This window comes from Streptomyces sp. NPDC051662 (assembly GCF_040681655.1).
Taxonomy (GTDB): domain Bacteria; phylum Actinomycetota; class Actinomycetes; order Streptomycetales; family Streptomycetaceae; genus Streptomyces.
In genome coordinates this window covers 154273-171406 of the sequence record NZ_JBFAZD010000010.1, presented here as the reverse complement: position 1 = coordinate 171406, position 17134 = coordinate 154273, and the positions used below count along the sequence as shown (strand labels likewise).

Genomic DNA, 17134 nt, shown 5'->3' with positions numbered 1-17134 from the left:
CCGACGCCGGGGGCTGCACGGCGGCGGGCGACGGCGCGGGCGCCGTGGCGGCCGGCAGCGCCACGTCGTAGTCGGGGGTGCTCACGGGGGTGTTTCCTCCACTCAGGGGCGGCGAGAGTCGGTGACTGTGCGTGGTGTTCGTGGCGTCAAGCCGGAGCGTCAACGTCAACGTCAAGAACTCTCGTCAACGTCAATTTCGCTGCTCAGGCGGCCCTTTTTGGGGTCTGGGCCAGGAAGAAGGGCTTCTGCGTCAAGTCCGGGAGGTGGACGTTGACGTTGACGCGCCAGCTTCACGTCACGCTGTGTTGCTGGCTGTCAGTAGCCGAGAAGGCGAGCGAGCAGCGACCGGCGGCGCCTTGGCGCGCGTTCCCGGCTCGCTGGCCGGGAGTTGGGGTAACCCGTGGCCGCGGGATGGAGCAGCCCGTAGGGGATACCTTCGAACGCGGGGCGGAACCGCGTCGGAGAATTACGCTCCGTGGTGTCGATGGGGATTGCGCGTGTCACCACGGCCGTCTCCAGGAGGTCGAGATCCTTGCGGAGACGGACGATATTCCGCAAAATCCAGTCCCGCCGATCGGCCCGGGAGACTACGGCGAGGACCTGCTCCAGGTGGTGATGCACTGCCGCGAAGTGGGCGATCGCGGGGGTCTCCGTCAAGGCGTAGAACTCGCCGACGCAGGCCAACTGCTCGCCGTAGGTGCGGGCGACGGTCGGCTCCTCCCGCTGCAGATCGGGGCAAGGGCTGTTGCGGGCGCGGACCAGCCCGGTGACCAGGCTGTCCGCCAAGGGGGCCTGGTCCAGAACGACCTGGAAGAACTGAGGGGCTTCCAGCTGGGCGGGTTGGCTCAGGGCGCAGCGCCGGCGCGCGGTCTCGGTGGCCACGTGCACCATGTAGGCGGCCGGGCCGGGAACCGTATGCGGCTGGAGCCGGCCCAGCGCGTCCTGGGTACGAGAGGTCATGAAGAAGACGGTGGTCACGGGAGTGCCTCTCTGCGGCTCAGGAATCGGCAGGGTCTTCGCCCGGCGCGGCCTGTTCATCGCGCTGGCCCGCCTCGTTGATGGCCGCGATCACCGGGCCGAGATCAAGGGAGATGCGAAGGGTGACCGGGGTCTCGCGCCGGGTCTCGTTCCTGACGTAGGCGTGACCGGGGACGAGGGTCATGAGGTGGGCGTCGATGAGACTCCGTGCCGCGGTGAGGAAGGTCTCGGCCTCCTGCGCGGTGGTGGCGCTCCACTGGTAGAGCGGGGGTTCGATCGCCATGTACCGGTCTCACTTTCGGTCCGGGTCTCGTGGGTTTGTGGTCTCGCGGTACAGACCGGCCGGGGGCGGTCTCTGCCGCCCCCGGCCGGTCTCGGTCTCACCCGGGGTCTCGGTGGCCCCGGGTCTCGGTCTCCCCGGGTCTCGATGGCCCGGGGTCTCGGTCTCAGCCGTCGGTCCCGGTGGCCCGGGTCTCGGTCTCGCGGTACGTGCGGAGGCCGGCCTCGTAGAGCGCGCGGGCTTCGGCCAGGCGCTTACCTGCCGTGGACCGCGGGCGACCGGTGATCGCCTCGGCTTCCCCGGCCTGGGACTTGGAGCCGAGCTGCACGGTGAAGGGGCCGCCCCGCTTCCACATGACGTCCAGCAGCTTCTGGGTCTCACTGGCCTTGTCCCTCAGCGGCGAGACCTTCGCGGCCTTGATCTCGTGCGGCTGAGACCTGCCGTTCCCGGTCCCGCGAGACTGGTCTCGGGCGGTCTCCCGAGACCCGGTCTCACGGGTCTCCCTGGTCTCCTGAGACTGATGAGACTGGTCTCGGGCGGTCTCGCGAGACCGGGTCTCACGGGTCTCGGCGGTCCCGGTCTCATCGGCTGCACGAATGTGAGACCCGGTCTCAGCGGTCTCAGAGACCGGGTGAGACTGCTTCGAGACCGTGGTCTCGCCGACCGGCAATGCCGCACGGGTCTCGGTCTCGAGGGCCTCGGCAGAGACCACCGGGACCTTCGCCGAGACCCGCTCAAGAAGTGCGTAGGCCGGGATCCCGCTCGGGCTCGCCGTACCGGAGACCGGAAGCACTCGCCAGGACCGCGGGACCGGGGGGAGGCTGCGGACGGGACGCCACTGGCCAACGCCGATGAGGACGGCGACGGCACGGCGCAGCGAGCCCAGTTTCTTGGCGTGGCGGATCATGTCCGTCTCGGCCAGGTGACGGCCGGCAGCCTCCCACGCCTTCTCCAGCGTGTCCAACGCCTGGTTGTTGATGGTCAGGGACCACGCCGTCCAGGACTGCCGGGGGTAGCGCACCCAGCGGATGAGCCCGATACGCGGGCGAGCCTTGGCGACCCGGCCCTCGGCCCGGGCATGCTCGCGGTGCAGCAGGGACGCGTACAACTCCCACAGGATCATGCCGACGATCGACATGGTCGCGAAGGCGACTGCGGCCTGGGTCGGCTGGCCGTTCGGACCGCAGTGGTGGGCGTAGTTCATCGCCGCGGCGCCGGCTGCGAAAACCCAGGTCATGACGCGGTAGATGAGGCCGCTGTCGCCCTGGGAGCGGGACTGGTGGTACATCCACGCTGTGAACGTCGTGGTCAACTCCCAGGCGGCGGCGAAGCCGAGAGCGGCGATCAGCCACCAGCCGAACGCGTCCATGGCGTAGCTGGTCTGGGAGCTCCACGCGACAGCCATCGGTGCGCTGATCGGCCCGATGACCATGAGGCGGCGCGCGTTGTCCCGGAAGAACTTCTGCACCCGGTCGAGGACGGTGGGCCGGCCGGCCTTGCGCTGTTCCCGGCGCGTACGCCGCTGCTCGGCCAGTTCCTCCTTCTCGTTCCGCTTAGTGATTCGACGGCGCTCGGCGTCCTCGTATCGAAGATTCCGCTTCTGCAGCTTCTGGAGTGTCCGGGACAGAGCCCGCTCCAGTTCCGCAGCGGCCTGGTCCCGGTCCTGAGCGGCCTCCTTTCGCAGCGTGTCGGCCTCGGTGTTCGTCTGGATCCGGGCAGCCCTGGCGTCCTGCACGGCGGTGTCGGCCTGCGAGGTCAGCTCGCGTGCCTGGTTCTCGGCCCGGGCGAGGATGCCGGCGGCTTCCTCCCGGGCCTGGCCGACCAGGTGCTCGGCGAGCTTCTCCGAGTCAACGACCGCTGTACGGGCACCGGTCCGCAGACGGCCCGCTTCGTCCTCGGCCGTTCGGCGGGTGCGCTCGGCCTCCTCGGCAACGTCCTTGCGCAGCAGGGCGACCTCGTCCGTCGCGGCCCGCCGGATTCGCTCGGCCGTCTCCTCGGCCTGCTTGCGGAGCGCCTGGGCCGTCCCTTCGGCGTGCTGGCGAAGCTGTTCCGCCTCAGCACGTACGGAGACGGCCTCGTTCTTGGCCCGGTCGCGGTCGGCAGCGCCGGCACGGCGGGCCCGGTCAGCCTCGGCCTCGGCCTCGGCCCGGATCTTCTGTGCGTCAGCGCGGCCGCGGGCCAGTGCGCCCTCCGCCTCGGTGCTGATCTGGTCCGCCTTCGCGCGGGCCTCACCCAGGACGGCGGCGGCCTGACGGTTCGCTTCGTGCAGCAGCTCGTCCGCGGAGGTCTGTGCCTGCGCGCGCACATCCTCGGCACGCCGGGAGGCCGAGTCGAGAAGCTTCTCAGCCTTCGTGGACGCCTCAGCGACAAGCCGCTCCGACTCGGCCTCGTGCCGCTCACGGACTTCCGCGGCAGAGGCAACGGCCTCAGCGCTCAGCTTCTCGGCTTCCGTCCGGGTGGTCTGCAGGAGCTCTTCGGAGTCCCTGCGTGCCTCGGCGAGCAGCCTGTCGGCAGTCTCCTGGGCGCTGCCACGCACCTGTTCAGCGGACTTCTCCGCATCCGTCTGGAGTGCGTCCGCTGTCTTCTGCGCCTCGTCGAGGAGCTCCTCGACGGCCGCTTCGGCCTCCTTGACGGCTTCCTCGACCCGGACGCCGGCCAGCTTCTCCGCGTCCGCGATGATGCCGTCGGCCGTTGCGCGGGCCTCGGTCATCACCGGCGTACTCCGGGACGCGGCGGCCTTTTTCGCAGCGGGGTCGCCGCGGCGGTTCTGCTTCCGGCCGTTCTGTGCGGCCATGACGGGCGGTTCCTTTCGGCTGTGCTGGGGGTGCAGGGGAGGAAGGGGGGTGGGCTGGCCCGCCGACATCGGGGTGCGCTCGCGTCGGTTCCCGGTGGAGCGGGCGGCCGGAGGTTCGCCGGTTGCGGACACTCGGAAGGGGCCGCACGTCGACTGCATTCGCCGCGCGGCCCCGGCAGGTGCCCACTTGACCGGCTGGCCCCTGGAGCTACGAGCCGCCGAGGGGGAGCGGCTCCCGGCCTCCGCCGCGATGTCCTGCGACAAGCGTCACGAGCGTCGCCAGGAAGAGGCTGAACAGAAGGAAGACGCCGATGAACCAGGCGATGTGAGCCATGGCGGGCAGCCATCCGTTGACGAAGACGTCGATGATGCTGGCGATCGTCCCGACGAAGGCGACGATGATGATCAGGATGCCCGCGCTCCGGCTCAGTTCCGCGAAGAGCGGGGCATCGTCCTCGCTCGGCACGTCGGCGACCGGTGTCTCGGTGGGGGTGACGGACATCAGCGAGCACCCCCCATAACCATCGACGCACGCAAAAGCGGATGCCGCTGGTCACCCATCGCCGCGCACACACGCCCGAGCAAGGGCGGGCCGCCGCCGGTCCGGTCCGGGTGGTCGGGCTGCCGTACGTTGCCGGCCGGACGGACAGCCAGCGCGTCGATGAGCGGCGACCGACCGTTCGCGGGGCGCCGGACCTTACCGCTGACCTGTACTTCAGTGCCCTCGTACAGGTACGAGCAGAAGTCGAAGTAGTGATCGGCGTCTACCGAGCACAGCGCCGATCCGCCGGCCGGGTCGCTGAGCGTCACGACCAGGCGGAGCAGCTCAACCGCATCAGAGATGTGGAGCGCGGTCACCCTGCCGGTCGCGGAGACGAGCATGCCGGCGGGCCGCTGGTCCAGCGGCCCCCGGTCCCGCCCCGAACCGTCGAGGAACTCAACCGCCAGGCGGCCGAGGAACCGCATGGTCGCGGCAGTGTGCTGCTGGGGCGAAGCGAAGGCGGTCCCGCGTGCGGTGGGCCGTACATCGGCCTCGGTGACGCGGCCCGGTGCGGTATCGGGCATCCTGGTGTGCACGCGATCAACTCCTGTGTGAGGTAAGAGTTCGAGTTGGTGGCTATGCGGCCCCGATGCGCCTGTCCGCGCTCGGGGCCGTGCCCGTTCGGGCCGGATGGTGCCGACCGTGCGTCAGCGCACGGCGGCTGTCCGGTTGCGGTGCGCGTTCGACGGGGCGCGCGCCGCAACCGAAGTCAGGCGGTCGCGTTCCGCGCCCGGTTGCGAGCGGCGCGGCGCTTCATCGCGCGGCGCTCGTCCTCGCTGAGCCCGCCCCAGACGCCGGAGTCCTGGCGGGACTCCAGCGCCCACTGCAGGCACTGCTCCATCACGGGGCAGAGGCGGCAGACGGCCTTGGCCTCTTCGATCTGGAGAAGAGCGGGGCCGGTGTTGCCGATGGGGAAGAACAGCTCGGGGTCTTCCTCGCGGCAAACGGAGTTGTGACGCCAGTCCATGGTGGGACTTCCTTTCGGTGAAGGTGGTGGTGCGAGCTCCGGGACCAGGCGGCCCCGGAGGAGGCGGAAGGGGGGAGGGACCTGGTGATCCCGGCGGCTGGATGCGGCTGACCTACCTGGCGGCCCCGCCCCCGACCGCCGGTTCTACGCGGGCCCGAGCAGACAGCGGATCTGCTTGCCGATGGGCGAGGCGGTGACCGTGACATCGGTGCAGAGCAGATTCAGGAGAGGTAAGCCGCGTCCGGACTCGGCGTCAGCGCTGTCCATCGCAGACTCGGCGGGCCGGGGCAGCAGGTCCGGCGCCGGGTCATGGACACTGACCACGGTCCCGGTGTCGCCGACGTACACCTCGACGACCAGCGGGACGTCGTCGCCGCAGGCACGGATCGCGTTGCCGACCAGCTCCGAGAGAACCAGCTGCGCCGTTCCCGCGGTCTCGGCCGAAGCACCGTGAGCCAGCAGCGACTTCGCCGTCAGACGGCGGACGAGGCTGAGCCGGAACGGCCCGGCGAGCATGTGCGCGACGAAGCCGCGGTCGCGGTGCCTCAGGTACAGGCCGGGCTCGGATGCCGGGAGTGCCGGCCGCTCGGTGACCATGTGTCCGGTCCCGTAGATCGTCCGGCCGTTCACCTCGAACCGCCGCCCTGGCCGTTCTGCTGCACGCGCCGCAGCGCCTCCTCGATCTGAGGGTCGTACGGCTTGTCGCTGCCCTGTGCGGTGTTCAGCAGGGTCGATGCGATGCTGGAGGTCATGGTCGTGGTCCTCTCTCGCGGTGGATGTACGACCGACAGCGGCCCCGGGGTGCATCCCGGGGCCGCAGCCGTTGAGGCATCTGTGCGGTGTTCCGTCTGTGTCACGAGTGGCCGCGGCCGCCGACGCGCGGCGTGGTCCGCTGAGCGTCGGCGGCTGCGGTTACTGGTGATCGGTGCGCGTTTCCAGCGCGCTTGACCTCAGTCGGTGCGGACTGCTCGCGCCCTGGGAGGCCAGTCCCTGGCGGTCGTCGCAGCGTCAATGTCGCCGCACCGTTTTCTTAAGCCGGTTGCGCGATACGTCGTGGGCAAGGCCCTTTCTCGGCCGGCTGATCTCCACACGCCTCAGCCGGTGTGTTCACGGCTGTGGTGCTGCGGTGGATCACGCTGTGGAGTTTTCAAGATCACCCCGCCGTGTTTCTCGGCACTTTCGGCCCGTCGCGGGGCGCTCTTGAAAGGCAGAAAAGGCGGGACGAGGCGTCAACCCGAGGCTGTGAAGCCCTCGTTGATGACGCACTCAGTGAATCAAAGTTCCACATGGAGATCAAGAGGTTCCATGGGGAACTTTGGAATGTCCATGTGGAAGCCTTAAGGTGAGCCGCTCGCGGGTCATGGTCGGCGCGGCTGGGTCACCCGTACGATCAGGTCGCTAAGGAGAAAGCCAGAGGAGACGCATGACCGACGCGCCGGGCTCCGCGCAGCCCAAGTTCCAGTACCTGCGCATCGCCGACCAGCTCAGGGCTGCGATCGCGGAGGGCCGCCACCGTGCTGGTGAACGACTCCCCGGCGAGGACGCTCTCGCCAAGGAGTACGGAGTCGGCGCGGTGACCATCCAGCGTGCGGTCGAGCTGCTCAAGAACGACGGCTTCCTCGCCGGGCGCCGCGGATCGGGCGTCTACGTACAGGACCTGCAGCTCCTCAGGCGCCACGGCACACCCCGCCCAACCGGCGACCAGTGGGCGGCCGGCCCAAGGATCTGGCCTGCGAACGAGACGCAGACGACGACGATCGACCAAGTAGCCGTCGCTGAGGTACCGCCTCCGCCCCGCGTGGCCGAAGTCCTCGGCCTCGGCGCCGAGGAGACCGCGCGGGTGCTCGACTCCCGCTTTCTCGCCGACGGCCGGCCGGTGAAACTCGTCCGTACCTACCTGCCGTCCAAGCTCTGCGCCGGAAGCGCCGTTGCTCGTGCCGACTCGGCGCCGGGCGACCTGCGGTCGATGCTCGCCGAACTGGGTCTTTCCCCCGGGCACATTCGCGAGGAGATCCGAGGGCGAGCGCCCTCCAGCAGCGATGCGAGTCGCCTCGGCATCCCCGTCGGGCGATTCGTCCTGGACACGTACCGCGTCGCCTTCACCGGCGACGGACAGGCGCTCGGCGTGGAGCAGACGACGATGGACAGCACCTCGTACGTCGTGGAATACGCATACGACCTGTAAACCACCAAAAACGACATGCCGGAGGCGTAGCGGCACATCGAGGCCGCTTCCGAGCTGAACGTTTCTTTCCACGGTGGTGCTCCCAGGACGGCAGGTCCGAGCAAGATCGGAATCTGCATCCAGCATCCCGACCGGCGGCGGCCAGCGAGAGGTCCGCCCGTGGGCCCGACGTGGGCCTGGTGTGGGCCCAGGGACGTAATCTGCAACTCACGCCTGCGGAGGGAGTGTCAAATGGCAGCCGTGGTGCAGTGGACAGGGCGAGAAGCCGCCCTCTTGGGACAGGCAATGAGGTTGCCGATCCGCGTATACGCGGAGCAGCTCGGGGTGAACCCGAAAACCGTCACGAAGTGGCGCAGGCACGGGCGGTCCATAACGCTCCGCCCGGAAACGGCGGAGATGCTGGACGCGATGAAGCTCCGCTGCACGCCGGAGGTGCTGGAGACCTTCCACGCCTCCCTCGCCGAAGGAGAAGGCGATCCGGTCGCCGACGGCCAGCCCGTCGAACCGGGTACGGAAGACTCGCCCGCTCTCGGCCCGGCAACCGTGGTGAGCCACAAGTTCATCCCCATCTACGTCGGCGAGGGCGCCCAGGCGATCGCGGGCACACCGAGAGAATTCGGCCCCGGCGGGCTGGAGCACCGATCGACCCCAGCAGCGCATCCAGACGCCGAAGCCGACTCCCAACTGCACCTGTATGACTGTGGTGTTGTCATCGCGCATCTTGTTCAGCCCCTCCGCATACAGAACCTCGGAGAGCTCGCGGCCTGGCGCTATCGCACCTACGCTGCCGACCTCGTCTGGGCGGGCAGCCGAATCCGGGAGCTGCTTTCCGCGCAGGCCCAGACGCACGCCCCTGCTCCGACCTACGTCCTGTCGGCCTACCTACTGGAGGAATCGCCTTGGCGGGGGCCCGACTTGGAATCGGCACTCCAACTGCTCACCACACCATCGGTCCTGGTCGACCGGCAGGTCCCGGAAGCCGCGGTCCGCCTGGGCGACGAGGTCGAACGCAAGCTCCTGGTCGAAGGGTTCGAGCACGCGGACGTCATCGACTTCGGCAGCCGAGCGGTAGCTCTCGGACTTGCAGGCTGGTCGGGTGTCGCCTACCACCCCGTCGCCCCCGAACGGGCCCTTCCCATGAGCTCGGTGGTCGCCCTTGAGCTGGACGTCCAAACGCTCTGGGCTCTCAGCACCTACGTCCTCGACGAGGTAGAAGCCGGCCGAGACCCCGTCATGCCCAAGGACTACGGGTGGCGGTTCCTGCGCGGCGCCTACTCCCGGCTGACGGCGGCCCGCCCGCAGGAGACGGCGCAGCATCAACTGATGCGGGAAGCCATTCTCGCGACCAGCCAGCTGCCCGACCGACTCCGAGCTGCGCAGGAAGCTCTGCGCGATTCCGGTATCTGAACCCTCAACGAGGAGGACCTGAGTGTCGACATCCCAAACGGCCGCGCTCGTCATCGTGGACGTGCAGGCCGGCTTCATCAACGAGCACAGCAAGGACGCCGTCCCGACGGTCGTGCGCCTGGTCGACGCCTGGTCAGCCGCTGGCCGGCCAGTGGTGTTCACCCGGTTCTACAACCCCCCTGGCTCGCCGTACGAGCGCGTGACCGGGTGGACAGATCTGAGGACCCCGGAGGAACAGCGCATTGTCGACGAGCTCGCTCCATACGTGCCGACCGCTGCCGCAGTCATCGACAAGCCCAGCTCCAGTGCACTGACCCCAGAATTCGTCCGAGTCGTCCAGGACGCCGGTTGGACGGAGCTGGTACTCGCGGGCATCGACACCGACGCATGCGTCTACGACACCGCGATCGCCGCGTACCACTCCGGCATCCTGCCCTGGATCGTGACCGATGCCTGCGCATCCACCGGCGGCCCGGAGTACCACGAGGCCGCACTCCTCCTCGCACGACGCAACATCAGCCCACAGCGGCTACTCACGGTGGATGACCTGCTCGCCGGCAGGGCGGGCCCGCTGGAAGGGGTAAGCCGTGACGCTCAGGACGGACGCTGATCTCCTCGTCGTCGGCGCCGGGCCCGCGGGCGTCTCCGCCGTACTCACCGCCACCGGCCTCGGGCTCAGGACCGTTCTCATCGAAGGGGACCGCGTAGGCACGAAGCTGTACGCGATCGGCGCGCTGGACAACCTGGCCGGCGGATGGTCGACCGGTCCGCAACTGGCGCAGGCCCTGGTCGGCGACGTGACAAGGGCGGTAGCAACTGGCCTCTGCTGCGTCGAGTACCAGCGCGCCGTAGAAATCCATGCTCAGGATGACAGGGCCACCGTCCGCCTTACCGACGGCCGCGAACTCAACGCCCCCGCTGTTGTGGTCGCCACCGGCGTGCGGGCCATGAGTCTTCCAGATGTGTCGTGGCTCAGGGCTCCTGAAGACCTGAAGTTCCCACCACTTTGGGAGGCTCAACCAACCGATCTACTCAGAAGCCGCGTTGCTGTCGTACTCGGCGCTGACCGACCACTGGGCACATGGCTCCGCGCTCATGTAGAGGAACAAGTGAGCCTTCGTGTGCTCCATCCGGCGAGCGACAGGTATAAGACACAGGAGGTTGCCGGCGATCACCGAGTACATCTGACGGCGGTGACGCAGGCTTCTGTCGAGCCGCTCCGCGGAGGCTTCGAGGTGGTCGCGCACCACGCCGCCGGGGAGAGCAACACGATCCATACTGAGGTCGTCCTGATGAACGTCGGATCCAAGCCGTCGGCCGTTTCGGGGCTGTTCTCATCGAAGGACGGCTACTGCGCCCCTGACGCTCAGCACCCTCGGGTTCTGGTGGCCGGCGATCTCGCAGGTCCCCGGATGCAGCGGATCGCCATTGCCATGGGGGAGGGGCAACGTGCCGCGCTGGTTACGTACTACCGGGAAAGTGGAGTCGGCGAACCTGCGGCTGGGTTAGGCGACGGCGGAAGAGGCTCGTAGCTCGACTATGGGGGTATGAGAGCTGGGCCCCGCCCCACATTTTGGGATGGCGGCGGTGGGGTCCACTCGCCCTTCGACTGACCGACGGCCAGTCGGGGAGCAATCCGGGTACGCCGTGCGGCGTAATCAGCCAGGTGTTGGGCCTCGAATTCAGAGGCGTCCCAGTCCTCCGCCCGTATGCCTCCGCCTGGCCAGACATACGCCCAACCGGAAGTGCCGGGGGCAGGGCCACCTCCCGCGGTTCACACTTGTCGTCTTCAAAGGCGTCCAGAATGCGCCACGCTTCGATCACGCCGGGCGCCGCCCCCGCCCCGGCAGCTGCTTGAACTACGAGGCAGCGGCCGACAGCAGCTCCACCGGCGAGGCGCTGGTACGCACCGGCCCTGGTGGTGCCGTCCTCGGGTTCTGAGGGAGTAGCGCTCCCAGCCCACACTCGGGACCAAGCACCGGGGTACTGCCGAGGACCCTGGGTGTGGACTGTTTTTCCAGGCTCCGGATTGTTTATTAGAGTTGGTGGGGCGACTTCCATTAGCGGCACTTCAGGCTCATGATCGGGGCAGGTACATTCGACTGCACCTACGGGTAGTCCGTATGAGAGTGGCCCGTCTCCCCCTGTTATGGGCGGGGGGAGACGGGCCACTCTTCAGAACGAGGCGAGCTTGGACAACCCTTCTCTCTTCGCGGGGTTAGAAATCGAATGTGCCGTCTGCCGCGTCGGTGACGAAGGCAGCAAATGCAGCCGGGTCGAACACCAATGCCGCACCGTCAGGGTCCTTGGAGTCCCGGACGGCGACCTTGCCAAGGCCCGCACTCAGGTCCGCGATCTCGACACATGATGACTGGTCAGAGCCGCTGTAAGACGATTTGTACCAGGCGGCCCCCAGTAGGTCAGTGGCGCGGACCACGGGCTTGTCAGCCATGGTTGCTTCCCTTCGAATACTTCTTGATCACGTCACGTGATTCGTCAACAGGAAGGGCTGCTTCGTAGACGGCATCAAACACCTCTGCAAAAGCGGCCACGTCCTCCGGCTCCTCAAGGAAAACCCCGCCCCTGGTGTGGTCGACCAACGCCAGGGAGGGCCAGGGGTGCCGGAAGTCCATAATCGTCATGTTGCTGGTAAGGCCGGAATGCACAGGTGCGTCCAGCGGCATGATCCGGATGGTGATGTTCTCGCGCTCCGCCACGTCCAGCAGACTCAGGAGCTGATCGCGCATCAAGTCGGAGGTGGATCCCGCTCGTGGGTACAACGCCGACTCATCGATCACCGTGTGAAGAACGGTGGCCCCGGTCGTCCGAGTGAGGATCTCCTTGCGGGCCTGTCGTACTTGTACGAGCGCGGAAGCCGTCTTCTGCGTCTCGGCCCGAGGAGAGCTGGAGATGATCGCATGCGCATAGGCCGGCGTTTGGAGCACGGCCGGAATGAGCTGTGGGAAGTAGGCGCGGATCGTCACCGCCTCGGACTCCAGCGCGATGACGTCCGCGTATGTGCGAGGGAGGATGTCTGCGTACGCCTCCCACCACGCGCGATGTCCTGAGTCGATCACGCGAGTTACCTCTGCGATCGTGTCAGGTTCCGTAATGCCGTAGGTCCGCAGGAGCCTTGAGACGTCCTCGGCCTTGATCTGGTACTGGCCGGTCTCGACACGGGAGAGCCGGGTGTTCTCCCAGTCGAGAGTCTTCGCAGCGTCCGCCAGAGTCATCCCGGCTTTCCCTCGGTTGCGGCGGAGCAAGCCCCCAAGTCGCCGCCGCATCACCGGCAATGTCGTGTGAGTAGTGGCCATGTGCGAAGTCTGGCACAACGTTGCAGTTCTGCCGAGGGGGTTGTGAGCCGAACGTCAGTCCCAGTTCTTGCGGATTCGGCTCGCAATGTTGCGGAGGATCGACAGATAGGAGCATGCTGGGAGCAGGACGGGATGACCGGTCGTCACATCTGGATCAGTGATGACTTCAGGTCACCTTTCCTCGGCGTGCCTGTCCCCCGCCCCCGTGGGGGAGAGGCCGCTGTCCACCGTCACTCTGGCGGTTGGCAGCCCCTACCGCCCTCCGACGAAGCCGAGGCCAAAATGTGCCAGAGCACCGCCCGCAGGACTCAGGCATGGATGCACCGGGAGAAGGCCCTCGACGCGGGGTTACATCCCGAGAAGATTCGAGTCGAGGCAGACCCGTACGTACCCATCGCGGCAGCTCGGCGCGAAATCCTTGAGGGCATCGTCACTCAGCTCCGGGCGAGAGGCCGCGTGCCGCGAGTGTGCCGATACGCCCTCGCGGTCGGAGGACAGGAGCCTCGGCACTCCCTGGACGCGGCCGCCGCGTTCGCTGTGCGCCAGTCCTGGCGGATCGGGGTGGGGCAGTCCTACACGGACCACCACGGCGCGGCCGAATCTCTGACGAGGCCGGGGTGGTGCCTGGTGCGACAGCAGATCAGAGCCGGGTACGCGGACGGCGTCGTGGTGGTCACTCACTCGGTCGTCAGCCCTCATATTGACGCATACAAGCAACAACTCAACTGGTTTGGCGCTCACTTCGGGTTCGTGGCTTTGGTCGTTCCGGAGATGCAGGAGTGGCGTCCATGAGCGCCGCGGCTTGCCGTGCCCTGTGGGTGGATGCCGTGTCAGGTACACATGCCCGCGCAAAGGTCCCCGGCGTCGTCAACGATACGGGGCGTGCCACACGACGCCCGGCCGATGACCGGCGAAAGCCGGTGGTGCAGAGGTTCCTTCTACGGCCGCTCTCGGGAGTCGGCCCAGTAGTTGGCGAGCATTTCGCCGGGCCACGCCGGCTGTGTGACCTCTCCGCGGGGCAAGAATTCTCGGAAGACCACAACCAGGTCAACAATGGGCGTGCCGGCATCAGCGTCCAGGTCAGTCACGTGCACATCGAGGCCGTCGACCCGCAGAACCTGCGGGAAGGAGACTCCGAGCCCCGCCGGTCGTCGGTGGTTGTGGTGAGCGAAGGTCCCCGTCTCGGGCCAGGCAGGGTTGTCGCGTGGGCTCCGGGCGTGCAGAGCAACATCACCGGGCGAGCGCTCACTGAAATGCCAGACCACTTGAAGGTGGCTGAACTCCTGGACACCGTTCAACGTCTCCTCGGGGAAGTCCGGCTTAAGCCGGATGATCGACTCCACGCCGCTCTTGAAGTCGTCGAGACACCCGGTGTGGCCTCCAATAACCCAACCGACCACCGGTACTTCGATGAACTGGTCGGACACAAGCACTCCCTCATCCTGTTCTGGACCGCAGCCGGGCAAGCAGCCCCAACCATGCAGGCTCTCCTGGCGCCGTCAGCCTACGCCGAGCACCGCACGTGCCCTGGCATCGAGTTCTACAGCGGCACTCCCGCCGCGGTTTCGGAACGGGCTGAGCGCTCGGCGCATCTGGACGACGGTCTCCCGGGCCCGGCCCGACTGCACCCCGCTCATGGCATCAAGCGCCTGGCCCCAGCTGTCGCACGCGGCCTCGAGCTGGCCTTGCTGAATCTGAACTGCGCCCAGGTACCCGAGGGTCACCGAGTGGGTCCTCGCGAACTGGGCACGACGGGTGCGCACACTGTGCCGGAACTGCTTCTCCGCCCCTTTCAGATCGCCAAGGTCCCTCAGAGTCGCGGCGGTCTCGTGGGCAAGGCTGGCTTCGCCGAAGAACCACACGCGGCCGGGCTCGTCGAACACGTTCTGCCTTTCGTAAGTATCTGGCGGCCCGGGAACGGGATCTTCCGAGGGCTGTTTGTCTTACCGTACGTGTCAGCTGGCGTGGAGCATCTCTCGTGCCTTGGCGTCCAGTTCGTCGGCCTGTCCACCCACGCGGCCTCGGAACGGCGACAGAGCCCGGCGCATCTGCACGACTGTCTCCCTGGCCCTGGCGGACTGCACCCCACTCATAGCGTCCAGCGCCTGGTGCCAGGTTCCGCAGGCAATGTCGAGGTGTCCTTGCTGCGCCTGGACGGCGCCCAGGTAGCCCAGGGTCACAGAGTGAGTCCGTGCAAACTGCGCACGGCGAGTACGGGCACTGTGGAGGAATTGCTTCTCGGCTCCTTTGAGGTCCCCGAGGTCACGCAGAGCGGCGCCGGTCTCGTGCGCCAGACTGGCCTCACCGAAAAAGAACACCCTGTTCGGTTCCTGGTCCCCCTCGCTGGCTCGGCCGAGATCGCTCTCCGCTCGAAACAGAGCCGCTGCTGCACGCTTCCTGTCGCCAGCGGCTGCGAGGCCGCGAGCGTGTACGACCCCGAGCAGGGAGCGCTCGCGCCAGCAAGCTTGCGAGTAGCGGCGGTTGGACAGCGAAGCCTCGGCCAGTCGTACGGCTTCGTATGGTTGGCCGAGGTCGACGGCCTGGTGGGCCATGGCCCGCAAGGTGTGGCCGGCCAGGGGCGCGTCTCCGGCCTCCTCTGCGAGATTCGTTGCGACGGTCAGCCAGCTCTGGGCGACTGGGTGTTCGCCCGCGTCGAACGCGGTCCAGCCGGCGAGGTAGCTCAGCTCAGCTGCGGCCGAGGTCATGCTGCGCCGGATGTCCTCGGTAGGGAATCGACCATTCAGCAGGTCGGCGACATCGGTGCGCAAGTACGCGACGAGCGCCGCGCGGCCCACCCGGCCGCCTCGCTTCTGGTCACGCCGAGAGAAGAAGTCGGCTGCTTCGTGTACATCCTCGACGTCCTGGTCCGTGACGGTGTGGCCCGACAGGGGCTTTCGCGCCCGAGCCCGGTCCATGGCCTGTTCGAACCAGCGTTCCTCGGGGAGTGCCAGGCCAGCAACGGAGTAGACCGAGGTGGTCAGCAGCCGTCGGCGATCGATGTCCATGTCCGTGCTCCCGAGCATCACCAGCGTGGTCAAGGTGTCGTCGCTCCACGCCGGTGGCTGCGGCTGTGCCTCTGTGTCCTTCGCCAGTCCGAGCTCGGCGAGCGTGACGATGCGCCCAAGGCCACGGGAGAGCGTCTCGGCCAAGATACGGGCTGCTTGTGGTTCGGGGACCACCCCGGCGATCCACTTGGCGATGTGAGACTGGCCAACCCCCGCCAGGCCGGCCGTGCCGTGTTCCTCCGCCACCAACTTGACGCGATGTGCCAGTCGGCCCTGGGACAGGCCCAGTTCAGTGATGACGGCGGCCAGCTTGACGTTGCGCGTGCGCCCCATGGTGCGCCCCTGTTCCTGAAACGATCTTTCATCACGTTCATCGGATCCGCGTGCCGTTCGGGATACCACCCGAGCCCGGAAAGCGGTTCTCTCGTCAAGACGATATTCCTCCAACCTCCTGTCAGCGCAGGGAATCTGGCCACCTCACGCATACGAGCTAGGGCTGTGTCCGAAACCGATCCATCCATGGGTCGAGACAAGGAGCCGACCGTGCGCCACCTGACGCGAAAGAAGTCAACTCGCCTGTGGCCGCGCGGTGAAGCAGACCGAGGAGCATGCGCCATGGCAGATTCCCCCCGACTCGTCGCCGCAAAGCCCCTGGCGGCTGAGCCCCGCCCCTTCGCGTTCGCTGCCGACCTGCCGGTGAAACGCGAGGCGATTGGCCCTGTCCGGCACGACCTGGAAAAGCAACTCCACCAGGCGGGACTCGGGCATATCGCCGACGATTTTGGCCTCAGCGCTCAAGAGCTCATGGCCAACGCTGTAGTCCACGGGTGCCGCAACTTCCCCAAGGGGCCGATCACCGTGGCGGTGATCTGCGACGGGCACCGGATCAGGCTGAGTGTTGAGGACCCCTCCGACGCCCAGCCTCATGTACGCGATGCCTTGGGCGAAGAGACGGGCGGCCGCGGTCTGCTCATCGTGGCCATCTTCGCGGATTGCTGGGGTGTACGGCCCCCGTCGGGGGGCGCAGGAAAGACGGTCTGGATGGAGATGGCCTGTACGCCTCCAGCAGGGAGGGAGGCGGCATGAGCCTCACCGGACTCGTTCGCGCCAGCATCTCCCGGCGGACCCCCGCTCACATGTCGCCGCCCTGCGGGCGTTCGGCAGCGTCGGCCGCCATGGAGACCATCGCTCTGGTGCTCGATCAGAGCGCCGCCGTTCCCGCCACGGTCCAGGACGCTCACGACCTGCTGAGCAGGCTGCGTGATCATCACAGCCAGCTCGGCCAGAATGCGGGTGCACGAGGCCCCGCTCCGTTGACAACCCACGTGAGCGAGGTTCTGCGAACGTCGGGGGCGCTGATCGCCCGTGACTTGCCTGACGGCCTGGTACGGGGCGCTGATCACGTTCGCAGCGCCGCGACTGCCGTGAAGGGGCTCCTCACCGCCATGTGTGAGGCCGGCCTCGTGTGCATTCACCAGCCTGAGTGCCCGTCCGCCGCGGCCCCGGACTTCCAGAGCGCCCGCGTGGTCCTTCAATGCCCGGAGATCGGCTACAGCCGTTTGTGCAACGGGATCGTGCTGTTCGACGACACGGGATACCTCAAGCCGGACGGCGAGTGCGACCCTCCCCGCCGACCGCTCCCCTAGCCGCTCGCGAAGCGGCC

20 protein-coding genes are annotated in these 17134 nt (G+C 67.7%); 7 read left to right on the top strand and 13 right to left on the bottom strand.

Going from position 1 to position 17134, the window contains the following annotated elements; translation table 11 throughout:
• Positions 1-315: 315 nt before the first annotated feature.
• The 8 genes from AB0M67_RS18845 to AB0M67_RS18810 all read right to left on the bottom strand — a co-directional run bounded on the left by AB0M67_RS18845 (position 316) and on the right by AB0M67_RS18810 (position 6312).
• On the bottom strand, positions 316-960 hold the full coding sequence (locus AB0M67_RS18845) for a hypothetical protein (protein WP_365746731.1): 645 nt from the start codon (positions 958-960) through the stop codon (positions 316-318).
• Positions 961-997: 37 nt separating this feature from the next.
• A complete protein-coding gene (locus AB0M67_RS18840; RefSeq protein ID WP_365746730.1) occupies positions 998-1261 on the bottom strand; it encodes a hypothetical protein in 264 nt (87 codons plus the stop codon).
• Between the two features lie 163 nt (positions 1262-1424).
• On the bottom strand, positions 1425-4052 hold the full coding sequence (locus tag AB0M67_RS18835) for a DUF2637 domain-containing protein (RefSeq protein ID WP_365746728.1): 2628 nt from the start codon (positions 4050-4052) through the stop codon (positions 1425-1427).
• 208 nt (positions 4053-4260) lie between these two features.
• Positions 4261-4554 carry a hypothetical protein gene (locus AB0M67_RS18830; protein WP_365746726.1) on the bottom strand — a complete coding sequence of 98 codons (294 nt, stop codon included), beginning with the start codon at positions 4552-4554 and terminating at the stop codon, positions 4261-4263.
• The gene (locus AB0M67_RS18825; protein ID WP_365746725.1) at positions 4554-5129 is read right to left on the bottom strand and encodes a hypothetical protein; all 576 of its coding nucleotides are present in this window, start codon (positions 5127-5129) and stop codon (positions 4554-4556) included. Before AB0M67_RS18825 ends, AB0M67_RS18830 begins: the two co-directional genes overlap by 1 nt.
• A gap of 173 nt (positions 5130-5302) precedes the next feature.
• Positions 5303-5560, bottom strand: coding sequence for a WhiB family transcriptional regulator (locus AB0M67_RS18820; protein WP_365746723.1), 258 nt, complete (start codon positions 5558-5560; stop codon positions 5303-5305).
• Between the two features lie 144 nt (positions 5561-5704).
• Positions 5705-6190 carry an ATP-binding protein gene (locus AB0M67_RS18815; RefSeq protein WP_365746721.1) on the bottom strand — a complete coding sequence of 162 codons (486 nt, stop codon included), beginning with the start codon at positions 6188-6190 and terminating at the stop codon, positions 5705-5707.
• Positions 6187-6312 carry a hypothetical protein gene (locus AB0M67_RS18810; RefSeq protein ID WP_365746719.1) on the bottom strand — a complete coding sequence of 42 codons (126 nt, stop codon included), beginning with the start codon at positions 6310-6312 and terminating at the stop codon, positions 6187-6189. Before AB0M67_RS18810 ends, AB0M67_RS18815 begins: the two co-directional genes overlap by 4 nt.
• Before the next feature lie 671 nt (positions 6313-6983).
• On the opposite strand from AB0M67_RS18810, the gene AB0M67_RS18805 reads away from it, so the two are divergent.
• The 4 genes from AB0M67_RS18805 (at position 6984) to AB0M67_RS18790 (ending at position 10684) form a co-directional block, all read left to right on the top strand.
• A complete protein-coding gene (locus AB0M67_RS18805; RefSeq protein ID WP_365746717.1) occupies positions 6984-7745 on the top strand; it encodes a GntR family transcriptional regulator in 762 nt (253 codons plus the stop codon).
• A 231-nt stretch (positions 7746-7976) separates the two neighbouring features.
• Positions 7977-9152, top strand: coding sequence for an XRE family transcriptional regulator (locus tag AB0M67_RS18800; protein ID WP_365746715.1), 1176 nt, complete (start codon positions 7977-7979; stop codon positions 9150-9152).
• Between the two features lie 22 nt (positions 9153-9174).
• Positions 9175-9762 carry an isochorismatase family cysteine hydrolase gene (locus AB0M67_RS18795; protein ID WP_365746713.1) on the top strand — a complete coding sequence of 196 codons (588 nt, stop codon included), beginning with the start codon at positions 9175-9177 and terminating at the stop codon, positions 9760-9762.
• Positions 9740-10684, top strand: a complete 945-nt coding sequence (locus AB0M67_RS18790) for an FAD-dependent oxidoreductase (protein WP_365746711.1) — start codon at positions 9740-9742, stop codon at positions 10682-10684. Before AB0M67_RS18795 ends, AB0M67_RS18790 begins: the two co-directional genes overlap by 23 nt.
• Before the next feature lie 686 nt (positions 10685-11370).
• Here AB0M67_RS18790 and AB0M67_RS18785 read toward each other — a convergent pair.
• Both AB0M67_RS18785 and AB0M67_RS18780 read right to left on the bottom strand, forming a co-directional pair.
• Entirely contained in the window at positions 11371-11604 is a 234-nt protein-coding gene (locus tag AB0M67_RS18785; RefSeq protein WP_365746709.1) for a DUF397 domain-containing protein, read from the bottom strand.
• Entirely contained in the window at positions 11597-12436 is an 840-nt protein-coding gene (locus tag AB0M67_RS18780; protein WP_365746995.1) for a helix-turn-helix transcriptional regulator, read from the bottom strand. The genes AB0M67_RS18785 and AB0M67_RS18780 overlap by 8 nt, the downstream gene beginning before the upstream one ends.
• Positions 12437-12784: 348 nt before the next feature.
• Here AB0M67_RS18780 and AB0M67_RS18775 point away from each other — a divergent pair, with 348 nt between their 5' ends.
• Entirely contained in the window at positions 12785-13258 is a 474-nt protein-coding gene (locus AB0M67_RS18775) for a hypothetical protein (protein ID WP_365746707.1), read from the top strand.
• A 146-nt stretch (positions 13259-13404) separates the two neighbouring features.
• On the opposite strand, the gene AB0M67_RS18770 is transcribed toward AB0M67_RS18775, so the two are convergent.
• The 3 genes from AB0M67_RS18770 to AB0M67_RS18760 all read right to left on the bottom strand — a co-directional run bounded on the left by AB0M67_RS18770 (position 13405) and on the right by AB0M67_RS18760 (position 15804).
• On the bottom strand, positions 13405-13893 hold the full coding sequence (locus AB0M67_RS18770) for a TrmO family methyltransferase (protein ID WP_365746705.1): 489 nt from the start codon (positions 13891-13893) through the stop codon (positions 13405-13407).
• Between the two features lie 72 nt (positions 13894-13965).
• Entirely contained in the window at positions 13966-14349 is a 384-nt protein-coding gene (locus tag AB0M67_RS18765) for a hypothetical protein (protein WP_365746703.1), read from the bottom strand.
• Between the two features lie 72 nt (positions 14350-14421).
• A complete protein-coding gene (locus AB0M67_RS18760; protein ID WP_365746701.1) occupies positions 14422-15804 on the bottom strand; it encodes a Tat pathway signal protein in 1383 nt (460 codons plus the stop codon).
• Positions 15805-16086: 282 nt separating this feature from the next.
• Here AB0M67_RS18760 and AB0M67_RS18755 point away from each other — a divergent pair, with 282 nt between their 5' ends.
• Together AB0M67_RS18755 and AB0M67_RS18750 are read left to right on the top strand one after the other, a co-directional pair.
• A complete protein-coding gene (locus tag AB0M67_RS18755; RefSeq protein WP_365746699.1) occupies positions 16087-16557 on the top strand; it encodes an ATP-binding protein in 471 nt (156 codons plus the stop codon).
• Positions 16558-16934: 377 nt separating this feature from the next.
• On the top strand, positions 16935-17117 hold the full coding sequence (locus tag AB0M67_RS18750; RefSeq protein WP_365746994.1) for a DUF5999 family protein: 183 nt from the start codon (positions 16935-16937) through the stop codon (positions 17115-17117).
• Positions 17118-17134: the final 17 nt, after the last annotated feature.

Excerpts from the sequence above, each read along its gene's own strand:
- AB0M67_RS18830 (WP_365746726.1), bottom strand. The coding sequence starts at position 4,554 with ATGTCCGTCACCCCCACCGAGACACCGGTCGCCGACGTGCCGAGCGAG.
- AB0M67_RS18810 (WP_365746719.1), bottom strand. The coding sequence starts at position 6,312 with ATGACCTCCAGCATCGCATCGACCCTGCTGAACACCGCACAGGGCAGC.
- AB0M67_RS18820 (WP_365746723.1), bottom strand. The coding sequence starts at position 5,560 with ATGGACTGGCGTCACAACTCCGTTTGCCGCGAGGAAGACCCCGAGCTG.
- AB0M67_RS18840 (WP_365746730.1), bottom strand. The coding sequence starts at position 1,261 with ATGGCGATCGAACCCCCGCTCTACCAGTGGAGCGCCACCACCGCGCAG.
- AB0M67_RS18835 (WP_365746728.1), bottom strand. The coding sequence starts at position 4,052 with ATGGCCGCACAGAACGGCCGGAAGCAGAACCGCCGCGGCGACCCCGCT.
- AB0M67_RS18805 (WP_365746717.1), top strand. The coding sequence starts at position 6,984 with ATGACCGACGCGCCGGGCTCCGCGCAGCCCAAGTTCCAGTACCTGCGC.
- AB0M67_RS18755 (WP_365746699.1), top strand. The coding sequence starts at position 16,087 with ATGGCAGATTCCCCCCGACTCGTCGCCGCAAAGCCCCTGGCGGCTGAG.
- AB0M67_RS18800 (WP_365746715.1), top strand. The coding sequence starts at position 7,977 with ATGGCAGCCGTGGTGCAGTGGACAGGGCGAGAAGCCGCCCTCTTGGGA.
- AB0M67_RS18845 (WP_365746731.1), bottom strand. The coding sequence starts at position 960 with ATGACCTCTCGTACCCAGGACGCGCTGGGCCGGCTCCAGCCGCATACG.
- AB0M67_RS18760 (WP_365746701.1), bottom strand. The coding sequence starts at position 15,804 with ATGGGGCGCACGCGCAACGTCAAGCTGGCCGCCGTCATCACTGAACTG.
- AB0M67_RS18785 (WP_365746709.1), bottom strand. The coding sequence starts at position 11,604 with ATGGCTGACAAGCCCGTGGTCCGCGCCACTGACCTACTGGGGGCCGCC.
- AB0M67_RS18780 (WP_365746995.1), bottom strand. The coding sequence starts at position 12,436 with ATGCGGCGGCGACTTGGGGGCTTGCTCCGCCGCAACCGAGGGAAAGCC.
- AB0M67_RS18775 (WP_365746707.1), top strand. The coding sequence starts at position 12,785 with ATGCACCGGGAGAAGGCCCTCGACGCGGGGTTACATCCCGAGAAGATT.